Source organism: Flavobacterium sp. (assembly GCF_039595935.1).
Lineage (GTDB): Bacteria > Bacteroidota > Bacteroidia > Flavobacteriales > Flavobacteriaceae > Flavobacterium.
On sequence record NZ_JBCNKR010000006.1, the window covers coordinates 2,311,159 to 2,323,705 of the forward strand.

11 protein-coding genes and 1 pseudogene are annotated in these 12,547 nt (G+C 33.1%); 4 read left to right on the forward strand and 8 right to left on the reverse strand.

Annotated elements, in window-relative coordinates; genetic code table 11:
- Positions 1-257: 257 nt before the first annotated feature.
- Positions 258-1,718 (reverse strand): TonB-dependent receptor, encoded by a 1,461-nt coding sequence (locus ABDW27_RS19725; RefSeq protein WP_343697449.1) that lies wholly within the window; start codon positions 1,716-1,718, stop codon positions 258-260.
- Positions 1,719-1,808: 90 nt separating this feature from the next.
- Here ABDW27_RS19725 and ABDW27_RS19730 point away from each other — a divergent pair, with 90 nt between their 5' ends.
- Genes ABDW27_RS19730 through ABDW27_RS19740 form a run of 3 tightly spaced genes read left to right on the forward strand, consistent with a single transcriptional unit; the run spans position 1,809 to position 3,563 of the window.
- The gene (locus ABDW27_RS19730; RefSeq protein WP_343697450.1) at positions 1,809-2,573 is read left to right on the forward strand and encodes an MBL fold metallo-hydrolase; all 765 of its coding nucleotides are present in this window, start codon (positions 1,809-1,811) and stop codon (positions 2,571-2,573) included.
- Positions 2,574-2,586: 13 nt separating this feature from the next.
- Complete coding sequence (locus tag ABDW27_RS19735) at positions 2,587-3,090, forward strand: hypothetical protein (protein ID WP_343697451.1); 504 nt, start codon at positions 2,587-2,589, stop codon at positions 3,088-3,090.
- Positions 3,091-3,140: 50 nt separating this feature from the next.
- On the forward strand, positions 3,141-3,563 hold the full coding sequence (locus ABDW27_RS19740; RefSeq protein ID WP_343697452.1) for a hypothetical protein: 423 nt from the start codon (positions 3,141-3,143) through the stop codon (positions 3,561-3,563).
- Between the two features lie 124 nt (positions 3,564-3,687).
- Here ABDW27_RS19740 and ABDW27_RS19745 read toward each other — a convergent pair whose 3' ends face one another.
- The 4 genes from ABDW27_RS19745 to ABDW27_RS19760 form a co-directional block, all read right to left on the reverse strand.
- Positions 3,688-4,332 (reverse strand): alpha/beta fold hydrolase, encoded by a 645-nt coding sequence (locus ABDW27_RS19745; protein ID WP_343697453.1) that lies wholly within the window; start codon positions 4,330-4,332, stop codon positions 3,688-3,690.
- A gap of 116 nt (positions 4,333-4,448) precedes the next feature.
- Positions 4,449-4,778: a hypothetical protein gene (locus ABDW27_RS19750; protein WP_343697454.1), complete on the reverse strand. Its 330-nt coding sequence runs from the start codon at positions 4,776-4,778 to the stop codon at positions 4,449-4,451.
- Positions 4,779-4,782: 4 nt separating this feature from the next.
- The gene (locus ABDW27_RS19755; protein ID WP_343697455.1) at positions 4,783-6,033 is read right to left on the reverse strand and encodes a dihydroorotase; all 1,251 of its coding nucleotides are present in this window, start codon (positions 6,031-6,033) and stop codon (positions 4,783-4,785) included.
- A 154-nt stretch (positions 6,034-6,187) separates the two neighbouring features.
- Positions 6,188-8,116 (reverse strand): BatA and WFA domain-containing protein, encoded by a 1,929-nt coding sequence (locus ABDW27_RS19760; protein WP_343697456.1) that lies wholly within the window; start codon positions 8,114-8,116, stop codon positions 6,188-6,190.
- Positions 8,117-8,404: 288 nt separating this feature from the next.
- Between ABDW27_RS19760 and ABDW27_RS19765 the strand changes: the two genes are divergently transcribed.
- Positions 8,405-9,517, forward strand: coding sequence for a lactonase family protein (locus tag ABDW27_RS19765; RefSeq protein ID WP_343697457.1), 1,113 nt, complete (start codon positions 8,405-8,407; stop codon positions 9,515-9,517).
- Positions 9,518-9,650: 133 nt separating this feature from the next.
- Here ABDW27_RS19765 and ABDW27_RS19770 read toward each other — a convergent pair whose 3' ends face one another.
- From ABDW27_RS19770 to ABDW27_RS19780, 3 genes and pseudogenes are all read right to left on the reverse strand, one after another.
- A complete protein-coding gene (locus ABDW27_RS19770) occupies positions 9,651-11,000 on the reverse strand; it encodes a DEAD/DEAH box helicase (protein ID WP_343697458.1) in 1,350 nt (449 codons plus the stop codon).
- Between the two features lie 190 nt (positions 11,001-11,190).
- Complete coding sequence (locus tag ABDW27_RS19775) at positions 11,191-11,955, reverse strand: TIGR02757 family protein (protein ID WP_343697459.1); 765 nt, start codon at positions 11,953-11,955, stop codon at positions 11,191-11,193.
- A gap of 50 nt (positions 11,956-12,005) precedes the next feature.
- A pseudogene (locus ABDW27_RS19780) lies at positions 12,006-12,452 on the reverse strand (ABC transporter ATP-binding protein); the annotation flags it as partial.
- Positions 12,453-12,547 lie beyond the last annotated feature (95 nt).

Here is a 12,547-nt window from a genome sequence, read left to right on the forward strand (position 1 = left end):
TGTTTCAGGTTTTTCGAAACCGAATAAGATTTTAACACAAAGCACGCTAAGTTTTTTATATAATAAATATTACATTTATAATGTGCAAAGTTCGCAAAGCTTAATCAACGCAAAGCTTTGCGAACTTTATAGTTTTTAAACTATGCTTAGAAAAAAAAACTTAGCGTGCTTTGCGTTAAAAAAAATATTTCACAAGATACCTGCGACTAAAATCTGCGACTCAAAACTAAAAAAAGTCCCAATAAAGGGACTTTTTATTATGTATTTTGTTCTAATTCTTTCTGCGGGTGATATCCAAAAAGGTGGTGTTCTTTGATGATTTCTGCAATACCAGGCGGAAGCATTGGTTCCCAGCCTTTTTTGCCCTGATTGATCATTTTTAAAACCTCACGAGAGAAAACTTCCAAATTATGCGGATCGTAATCTGTAATATCAATAACTTTTCCATTGAACTTAAAGAATTTGTATAATTCCTTCATTCTAGGATGAACTTTTAAGTTGCTGGAAGTCATTAATTCTCCATTTTCATCCAGCATTGGATAAAGGAAAACCTTCATGTCTCGGTAGAATAATTTTCCAAAAGCTTCCAGAATTCCTCCACTTAAATGGCGGTAATATTTCTCGTCAAAAATATCAACAAGGTTGTTTACACCCATTGCTAATCCCATACGGGCTTTGGTATAATTGGCAAAATACTCAACTACTTTATAATATTCCTGGAAATTCGAAATCATAACCGTTTGTCCAAGCGAACAAAGTAATTCGGCTCTGTCCATAAAGTCACGTTCATCAATTTCCCCGTCAGAACGTAAATTCGAAAGTGTGATTTCAAAAACAACCAACGTATTATCTTTCTCAACTTTATTTTCTTCAAGGAACATTTGCAGAGATTTCTCGTACATGTCCATATTTACTTTCGTAACCGGACGGAAACTTCCTCTAAGGGCTAAAAGGTTCTTTTTGTATAAAATAGCAGCCGGAAGAATGTTTTTTCCTTCCGGATTAAACATTACGGCATCAGTCATTCCGTTTTTTACCAATTGTAAACTCATCAAACGATTGTCTACATCAGCAAAACGAGGACCAGAAAAGTTAATAGTATCAATCTCTAACTGATCTTTATCTAAGTGATCGTATAAATAACGTAATAAACGTTTAGGGTCATTATATTTATAGAAAGCACCGTAAATTAAGTTTACACCTAAAATTCCAAGTGTTTCTTGTTGTAATCTGGCATCAGTTTCTTTAAAACGAATGTGAAGAATGATTTCGTTATAAGCTTCGTCTGGTTCAATCTGGTATCGAATTCCAACCCAGCCGTGTCCTTTAAATTGTTTGGCAAAATCTATTGTTGCTACCGTATTGGCGTAGCTGAAGAAAAGTTTATTTGGGTGTTTTTCTCTGCTTAGACGTTCTTCGATCAATTCTCCCTCAAACGTAAGCATTTTTTTAAGTCGGTTTTCAGTAACATATCTTCCGTCACTTTCAACTCCATAAACAGCGTCACTAAAATCTTTGTCATAGGCCGACATTGCTTTTGCAATAGTTCCTGATGAACCTCCGGATCTGAAAAAGTGTCTAACTGTCTCTTGTCCAGCACCAATTTCAGCAAATGTTCCGTAAATATTCTCGTTTAAATTAATGCGTAAAGCTTTGTCTTTTATAGAAGGAATCTGTTCGATGACCTTGTCACCTTTGAGTTTTATTTCTGTACCCATTTTATTTTAAATAGATTTGTTACAAAGTTAGTAAATTAGGCTTCTAATGAAAGAGAAATAATCCTATTTTTGTAAAAAAATTAAGTTCAATTGAAGGTCTATTTTTTAGGTACTGGTACTTCTCAAGGCATTCCCATCATCGGAATCGATCACCCCGTTTGCAAAAGCACTGATGCTAAGGATAAAAGGCTCCGTGTGTCCATCTGGATTACATGGGACGAGCATTCATTTGTAATCGATTGCGGCCCTGATTTTAGACAGCAGATGCTTTCTTGCGGATGTCGTAAACTCGACGCTATTTTATTTACGCATGAACATGCAGATCATACTGCTGGTTTGGATGATATTCGTCCGTTTAATTTCCGTCAGGGAGAAATTCCTATTTACGGACATAAACGTGTTCTCGATAATTTAAGACGCCGTTTTGATTATGTTTTCGAAACCGTAAATAAATATCCCGGAGCGCCAAGCGTAAAAACTATCGAAGTTAAAAACAACGAGCCTTTTGCGGCTGGAGATAAAATGGCAATTCCGATAAACGCTATGCACGGAGAGTTACAGGTTTTTGGATACCGAATTGACGATTTTGCCTATTTAACCGATGTAAAAACAATTGAACAAGCTGAAATTGATAAGCTTAAAGGGTTAAAAGTTTTAGTTGTTAACGCTTTGCGTGTGGAACCTCATGATACGCATTTTAATTTACAGGAAGCACTGGATTTTATCAATTTGGTAAAACCAAAAAAAGCTTATTTAACGCACATCAGCCACGTTTTAGGTTTTCACGAAGAAGTACAAAAACAGCTTCCCGAAAATGTTTTTCTGGCTTACGATAATTTAGAAATTACAATTTAATTATACCACAAAAATGAAAAAAACCTTAATGCTTTATCTTTTTATCCTTGCGATATTAATGAATGTTTTTACTTATATGTTCTATAGTCAGGAAGTAAAATTTGGTGAAGAGAGATATGAAAAAACAACAAAAAAGCTAAGAGACAGTATTAATTTAGTATCAACTAAATTAGCCGAAGCCGATTACTTTTCTTTAGAACATAATGAAAATGCTCAGAATTATTTTGATAACAGCGCATCTGGAGGAAAAGTAATTTTATACGAAAAACTGATTCCGGTTGTAACTGAGAAACTTTTAGATTTTAACTCAGAGCCAAAAGGAAATCCTTACACAGGGCAAGATCAGATTGGGCCAAACAAATTTATAATTAATAAAGTAAAGATTTTAAATCACAGATGGATTATTGCAGATTACAGTAATGGAGAATTATGGGGAGAAGTCTTGTTAAAATACTTTGTTGACGATAAAGAAAATATTACATTTGAAGTAAATCAAACTTGGTTATATCAAAAATAGGATTTTTAAATCCTATTTTTTTTGACCAATATTAAAAAAAATATAGGATTATGAAAAAGATGTTTTTATTGACAATTATGATTACTGCTGCGTTTTCTTGCGCCAAAAAAGTTTCTCAGGAAAATACAACTCCAAAAGAGCCTCAAAAAGAAATGGTTGGAGGAGATTCTGATACTCATGGATGTAAAGCTTCTGCCGGCTATACCTGGTCAACTCTTAAAAATGAATGTATCAGAATTTTTGAAAACAGCACAAGATTAAATCACGCTGATGACGGAAAAAAATATACGACTGTTGCATATGTTATTTTTGACGGAAATAAAGCAGAACTTTTTCTGGACACTCAAAAAGAATCTATCATTTTAGAAAGAAAATCTGAAGGTGATTCGTGGAAAAAAGACAACTTAGAATTGATTCCCTGGAAAGGATATGTCTTGAAAAAAGACGGAAAGATTATTTATACAGGTCAGTAGTTTAGTATTTAGTCACAGTTTACAGTTTAGAACTTTGTCAAAGTTTCAAACTTTGACAAAGTTTAGATTGAGATTGTAATTTAAAACTATTTATAACTGAAAACTGCCACTGAGACTGAAAACTTTACAAAGCCAGCCAATTCTTAAAATCAAAGAAATTCTGCGGAGCAACTCCGTGACCAACAGGATATTCTTTGTACGTAACCGGAATATTTAATTTTTCTAAAATAGCAGGTGTTTTTCTGGCCCATTCAATAGGAATAACCTGATCTACAGTTCCGTGTGAAGTGAAGAATTTTAGGTTTTTGAAGTCGTTTTTCTCAAAGCCTTCTTTGATAATTTCTTCGTTAAAATAACCGCTCATGGCCACAACTCTCTGAATTTTTTCCGGATAAGAAAGTGCCGTTGCATAACTTAAAATCGAACCTTGACTAAAACCAATTAAAGTTACATTATTAGCATCAATTGGATAATTTGCCACTAATTCATCAATAAAATTAGCGATAATATCTCTTGAAGTTTTGGCTTGTTCGTTGTCTGAAAATTTATTTTGGTCAGCATCAAAATTAATTGCGTACCAAGCATAAGCGCCATATTGCAAATCATACGGTGCTCTTGCAGAAATAATGTAATAATTATCAGGAAGTTCAGAAGCAAAAGAAAATAAATCAGCTTCGTTACTGCCGTATCCATGTAATAAAAGTAATAACGGATTTTTTTGTAGAATTACTTTTGGTTCTCTGATTTTATATTCTAAAGATAGGTTCATTTTTTTGAAGTTAAGAGTTTGGAGTTATGGGTTATGAGTTTTCTCATCTATCGTTGAACTTTGTCAAAGTTTTAAACTTTGACAAAGCTTCTGGAATTTAGAATTTTAAATTTTCTTTATCCTATAGATTTAAACCATTTTTGAAAAAGCTCACCAACCAACGGAATTGGTCTTGTTTGCCCTTGAATAGCATTGAAAATACCAAAAGTCCAAAGGATTGAAATACAAATCCACATTGGGAAAGTAATAAAGAAGCTGTCGAAATTACTAATTATAGCTCCAAAAGAAATAAAAGTAAGCGATAATCCTAATGCCTGACGAATATGAAAAGATGCAAAACTATTTTTATTTTCGGAATTCATAGACATGGCAATCAAAACGCCAATAATTAAGATATAACTAGTAATTGCAATTGATTTTCCTTCTTCGATTGTATTATTGTCCATTATATTATTTTGTAACAAGTTGATTTTGATTTAAAATTCCGTATACAGAACCTTTAAGTTCAGTACCTAAAAAAGCAGAATTTTTAGATTTTGAAAGAATATTTTCTTTCGTAAAAGTTGATTTATGTTCAGGAGTAAAGAAAGTAAGATTTGCTTTTGCACCTTCTTCAATTGTATGGTTTTCAAGACCAAAAACTGTTCTTGCGGCAGTTAATTTTGTTACTACAGTTTCTAAAGGTAAAACAGTCAGTAAAGCTCCAAAAGCACTTTCTAAACCAATAGTTCCGTTTTTAGCAGTATCAAATTCCATTTTCTTAAATTCAATATCAATCGGGTTATGATCTGAAGTAATCATGTCGATAGTTCCGTCGGCAATTCCGTTTAAAAGAGCCTGTCTGTCAACCTCAGTTCGTAATGGCGGTGTAACTTTAAAACGGGTATCAAAACCATCTAATTTTTCATCGGTTAAAACTAAATGATGTACAGAAGCACTTGAAGTTACGTTTAAACCTTTTGCTTTAGCTTCTCTAATTAACTGAACCGATTTTGCTGTAGAAATTGTCGGAATATGAAGTTTTCCGCCTGTATATTCCAGTAAAAATAAGTTTCTTGAAATTTGAAGTTCTTCTGCCAGATTCGGAATTCCTTTCAAACCTAATCTTGTAGAAACAATTCCTTCGTTTGCAACACCATTTCCTTTAATATTTGGGTCTTGTGAGTAAGCGATTACCAAACCATCAAAATCCTGTACATATTGCAAAGCTATTTTAAGCACATTGGCATTGTCGATACTTTTGTTGTAATCGCCAAAAGCAATCGCTCCGGCATTTTTCATATCGTAAAGTTCGGCCATATCTTTTCCTTCGCTGGCTTTTGTTAAAGCTCCAATTGGAAAAATCTCTGTTGCAGAACCATTTGCTTTATTCTTTACAAAATTTATCTGAGATTGATTGTCGATAATCGGGAAGGAGTTTGGCTGAAGTGCAATTGCCGTAAAACCACTTTTTGCAGCAACATTCAACCCGTTTGCAATAGTTTCTCTGTCTTCATAACCCGGCTCTCCAAGAGAAACACTGCTGTCAAACCATCCCTGAGAAACATGAAGATCGTCGAATCTTACAATTTCTGCATCGTCGTTTGGAAGAGAAACGCCTATTTTTTCTATTAAACCATCTGCAATTAAAAGATCAACGGTCTGGTTATGAAACGGACTTTTTGAGTCGATAATTTTGGCGCTTTTGATGATTATTTTCATATTTTGGATATTTATTTATCAAACATTAAATCTTTTTGTTTTCTACCATTAAGAAATTAAGTTAATAAAGAAGAGAAACTTAATTTTCTAGCCATTAAAACTAAGTTCATAAAGGAAAAACTTAATAATCTTAATGTCTTAATGGTGAAAAAAATCATTTCACGAATTTTATAATTGCCATTTCTAAAGCTAAAAATAACAGTGCAAAGATAACAAACCATTTCCAAATTTGACTGTCAGTACGCTCAGTTTGTAAGGTGTTAAAAATGGTCGAAATCGTATCGGCGGTTTTAAAATCAGAAACTACGTTTGTATTTACCTGACTCAAATCGCTTTCGGTTCTTTTGTAATTGAAACTCAAGTTTTCAACCCATTCTTTTTTGTCAAAAATGCTGTAATTTCCAGCTGTATCCGGAAAATCATTAAACGTTAATTTGACTTTATTATTTAAAATCTGCTGAATCGGAATAAACGAATCTTCCGTTCCTTTTACTTCCAAAATCGCATCTTTTGTCAATAAAACATCCACAAAATATGGCTGATTGTTTCCAATCGTTAAGGCATTTACACCCGTTTTTTGATTGTTCTGTGCCATTTTATAAAACAACGGAACAATTAATGGCGATTGCTGAAAATTTGAATTTGCAGCGTTTATTGGTGCCGAAAACACAGTAATTCCAGCTGTTGGGTTTTGTACCGCTGTAACAAACGAACTTTGATCTTCATAAGATAAAACGGCGGGATAAGGACTTGAAATATCAAATGAGCTGTTTGTTTTTGGATATTGAAAATTGGTAATTTTATTTTCGAAAACTCCAGAAAATAACGGATGATCGAAATTAATTTTCGTAATCTGTTTGCTTTCTGTTTTGAGAGTATTGAATTGGATTTTTCCAAAATTTCCTAAAAAGGCATTCAAGTTTGAAACTGAGCTTTTTTCAGAAGGAATTACAACTAAATTTCCACCTTTAGAAACAAAAGCTTTTAAAGTGGTTTGCAAAGCCTGCGGAATTTCGACTAATTCATTTAAGATTATCGTATTTTGTTTTTCTAAACTATTATAATCTAAAGTGCTGATAGAGTAATTGTTGTAATTGAATTCGGCAGAAGTATAAATTCTTGATAAAAAATTGCTTTTTTCAGGTTCACCAATACTAATTACGTTTGTTTTTTTGTTTTTAGAAATGCTGAAAAACAATTTGTTATCATAAGTTAAACCGTTGTCTTCGATTGAAACATATCCGTGAAAAGCTTCTTTTGGAATTGTGAAGTTGATTTTCTTTTTCTTCGTATCAAAATTGATAATTGTTTTGGCAATCAGTTTATTTTGATTGTATAAAGCAGTCGAAATTGGTTTGAAATCTTCGCCGTAAGCTGATAAATTGACGCCAATTTCATAGAAATTCTCTAAAGTCTGATTGATGTAAACACTGTCTATTGAAACATTGTTTTTTTGTTCAGCTTCAGAAAGTATGAAATACGGTTTCTCTTCAGAATCAGTATTTTTGATGTCGTTTTCTTTTAAACCAACAGCATCAGAAATAATAATTATATCTTTTTTATGTGCCGATTTATGCGCTTTTACTTTTGCCATAATCGACGAAAGTTCAAAAGGCGTCGCACTATATTTTAGGTTTTGTAAAGCACTTTTAGACGATTTTATATCGGTATTCCAATAATTATCTGTGTTTGTTAGTAAAGAAAACTGAGCATTTTCAGGAGTATTTTCCAGTAATTCCTGCACGGCACGTTTTAGCAATTCTCCTTTTTTGCCTTTTGCCTGCATACTAAAAGAGTTATCTAAAATGATATACATTTCGTTTGAGGCATTTTTGCTGTCTTTGGCTTCAAAAAAAGGCTGGGCAAAAGCTATAATGGCACACGTAAGCAGTAAAAGACGTGTGGCAAGCAATAATCGTTTTTTGATTTTGGAACTTTTACGAGTTTGAACCGCTAATTCTTTCAAAAAACGAACATTGGTAAAATAAGAGGTTTTAAATCGTCGTAATTGAAATAAATGAACCAAAATTGGTACAATCAATAAAAAGAGAAAGTATAGAATTTCGGGATGTTTAAAGTGCATTCTGGCTTCGATTTACTTCGCTACGTTTTATTTTTCACGAAGATGCTGGTCAAAAATACAAATTTTTAGTTGAACCATATAAGTTCATGTAAGAGATTATAAGTTTAATCGAATTTTGAGATTAAAATAATTAAAATTTAGGATTTCATTTTTTTTTGAAAAAAAACTAAAATGAACTTATATGACTTATATGGTTTGAAAGTTTCTAAAAATGTAACTTTTCTGATTTTATTTGTAATGACAAGAAAGATATTATTGTTTATTTTAGCAGTATTCAAAAAACATATTATGAAAAAAATATATCTAGTATTATTTTCTGCTTTGGCTGTCACAACTGCAAAAGCTCAAAATAAATTTAACCTGCTGGTAGGAACTTATACCAATACATGCCAGAGTAATGGAATTTACGTTTATGAATTTGACGCGAATTCGGGAGAATTTAAATTAAAAAATTCATCAGAAAATGTTGTAAGTCCGAGTTATTTATCGGTTTCGGCAGATAATAAATTTATATATGCCGTAAACGAGAATGGTACACAGAGTTCTGTAAGTGCCTTTGGATACGATTCTGCATCTGGTAAAGTTAATTTTTTAAATAAAAATGATGCTTTAGGAGCGGATCCTTGTCATCTAATAAATGATGATAAAAATGTAATTGCCGCTAATTATTCCGGCGGTAGTATTGTAGTTTATAAAAAAAATGCTGACGGCAGTATTTCTGAAGTACAGCAATTAATTCAGCACGAAGGAAAAGGACCAAATGCGGCTCGTCAGGAAAAAGCCCACGTTCATATGGTTGTTTTTTCTCCGGATAAAAAGTTTGTACTTTCTAATGATTTAGGTTTAGATAAAGTTTTTATTTATAAATATAATCCAGCTTCTAAAAATGAAATTTTAACGTTAAAAGGCAGTGTTGATGTGAAACCAGGAAGCGGCCCAAGACATTTGACTTTCAGTAAAGATGGAAAATTTGTTTATCTGGTTCAGGAATTAGACGGTACACTGACAACTTTTAGTTATGATAAAACCGGAAACTTAAAAGTGATTGCCGAAACAAGTATTCTTCCAAAAGACTTTAAAGGCGGAACCGGCGCTGCTGCAATCAAAATTTCGCCTGACGGAAACTTTTTATATGTTTCTGATCGTGTTGATGTTAACGCTATTTCTGTTTATAAAATTCTTAAAAACGGAAGTATAGAATTGGTTGAGCAGCAAAGCACTTTAGGAAAAGGCCCAAGAGATTTTGCTATTGACCCAAGTGGAAATTATTTTTTAGTAGGACATCAGTACACTAATGATATTGTTATTTTTAAAAGAGATATCAAAACCGGAAAAATCACCGATACACGAAAAAGAATTCAGTTATGTTCGCCTGTAGGGCTTGTTTTTACGAAAATATAATTTTTTAAAGGTTCTAAGATGCTAAGGTTCTAAGGAACTAAGATTAAAAAAATAAAAAAGAAGGTTCAAAGATTATTAAATCTTTGAACCTTCTTTTTTATTTGGTGAGAAAAAAACTTAGAACCTTAGTGTCTTATTTACCATCTTTCTTCTTCTTATTTCTTGTCTTCAACATATTTCTGTTAACAGAACCGTGGGTTTTCTTTTTTGTTTTTGAAGGGCCTCCCAGATTGACTTTTTGGTTCTTTTTAGATTTTTCGTGAAAAGCACCATCACCTTCAAGTTTAGGTTTTTTCAATAAAAACTTTCTTGGCAGTTTGTCTTTTTCGGCTTCAATTAATTTTTCTGAAATTTCAACTTCTTCAGGAAAATCAGCGATTTTAAGTTCCTGATCCATTAAAAGTTCCGTTTCAATTTTATATTCTTCTTCTCTCGGAGAAACAAAACTAATTGCAGTTCCTGTTGCGTCTGCACGACCGGTACGACCAATTCTGTGCATGTACAATTCAGGTTCTTCCGGAAGTTCAAAATTGATAACATGCGAAATGTTAGAAATATCTAAACCTCTTGCCATAACGTCGGTTGTAATTAATCCGCGAAGATTTCCTTCCTGAAATTCAGCCATTGTGCTCAAACGGTAATTTTGAGATTTATTAGAATGAATTACCCCAAACTGACCTTCAAAATGCTCTTCAATACGATTAAAAAGCATGTCTGAAATCTTTTTATTATTTACGAAAACCAAAACACGATCCATGCTTTCGTCTGTCTCAAATAAATGTTTCAACAGATTTACTTTTGTATTGAAGTTTGGAACGTTATAGGTAATTTGTGTAATTTTTTCAAGCGGAGTTCCCGATGGAGCAAGCGTAACTTCTTCAGGAAAATCAAAATAGTCATTTAATATATCATCAACTTCGTCTGTCATCGTTGCAGAGAACAGAATATTTTGACGTTTGGTTTTCATCATAGCCAAAAGAGAAGTCAATTGTGGCCTGAAACCTAAATTCAGCATTTCATCAAATTCGTCGATAACTAATTTTTGAGTTACATCAAAACGAACAACAGCATCCAGAGCCAAATCCATAGTACGTCCCGGAGTACCTACTAAAATGTCAACTCCTTCATAAACAGCTTTCTTTTGAGTGTTGATGTTTACTCCACCGTAAATTCCAAGCGTTTTAACTGACATGTATTTAGTCAGTTTTTCGACTTCTTCAACAACCTGAACCACCAATTCTCGGGTTGGAACCAGAATTACAATTTTTGGAGTATTGGTATGAGTGAACTTATATAATTTTAAAAGCGGCAGTAAATAGGCAAATGTTTTACCGGTTCCGGTTTGTGCAATTCCCATCATATCGCGTCCAGACGTGATTACAGAAAAGGATTTTTCCTGAATAGGAGTTGGTGTAACAAAACCTAATTCGTCAACAGCTTTTTGTAATGATTTTGGAAGATTGAATTTTTCGAAAGTGCTCATCTGCATTAAATTTTGTGCAAATGTACGTTAAAATGATGGTTTTTTGTAGAATTTGTAATTTTAGATAACGTATTGTTGTTTTGTTTGTCACTCTGAGCGAAGTCGAAGAGGCGTGCCAATTGGAATGCGGGCTTCGACTTCGCTCAGCCTGACAGCATAAAACTAAAATAAAATCTACAATTTTTAAACTCTAAAAGCCTTCAAAAACTCCTAAACCAAATAAGGCAAAATCGTATTTTACAGGATCTCCAGCATCCATTTTGCGCAATTGTGTGTCTAATTCTAGTAAAGCTTTTGCATCATTTTGCTTTCGCGAAAGAATTCCTAGTTTACGGGCAACATTTCCTGAATGTACATCAAGCGGACAGGATAAAACTGAAGGTGAAATAGTTTTCCAGATTCCTAAATCTACACCTTTTGCGTCCTGACGAACCATCCATCGCAAATACATATTAATGCGTTTTGCTGCCGAATTATTTAACGGATCTGAAATATGTTTTTGAGTTCGCGGCAAATGATCAATTTCGAAGAATATTTTTTTGAATTCGCTGATGCTTTTCTGCAGACTGTCTTTTTCCTGATTTTTGGCAAAAACAGCTTCCAATCCGCTATGATTTTTATAAATGTGTTGTAAACCTTTAATGAATCCGCCGAAATCTTTTCCGTTGAAAGTGCGGTGGACGAAAGTTTCTAAATCAGCCAGATTATCTTCAGAATGTGACATGACAAAATCATAAGGCGTATTGCCCATTAATTCCATCATTTTATGAGAATTCTTTATAATCATTTTGCGGTTCCCCCATGCAATTGAAGCACTTAGAAAACCGGCAATTTCGATGTCTTCTTTTTGAGTAAAAAGATGCGGAATTTGTACAGGATCACTTTCTATAAAATCCTGATTATTATATTGAATGACTTTTTCGTCAAGAAATTCTTTAAGTTCTTTTTGATTCATTTTTTTTTTAGTTCTTAGTAATTAGTCTTTAGTGATTAGCCTAAAGCAATTTAATTACTAATCAGACCGTCGACCATAACTAATTTTCTGTCGGCCATATTGGCTAATTCTTCGTTGTGAGTAACAATTACAAAGGTCTGCCCGAATTCATCACGAAGCTGAAAAAATAACTGATGTAAATTTTCAGCAGAATGCGTGTCGAGATTTCCAGACGGTTCATCAGCAAAAATAATATCAGGTTTATTTATTAAGGCTCTCGCAACGGCAACACGCTGTTGTTCACCGCCCGAAAGTTCGCTTGGTTTATGATGTATTCTGTGTGATAAACCTAAATATTCCAGTATTTTTTTAGCTTCTTTTTCGGTTTCAGTTTTTGGTTTATTTGCCATAAAAGCCGGAATACATACGTTTTCTAAAGCTGTAAATTCAGGTAATAATTGATGAAACTGAAAAATAAACCCAAGATTTAAGTTTCTGAATTCAGATAGTATTTTATCTTGTTTGCTTTTCTTTTTAAAATAGCGGCTATGGTAAATAAGCATTAAAAGAATTGGCATTAATAATACACCAAGTGTTATTAAACCCAAGGTAT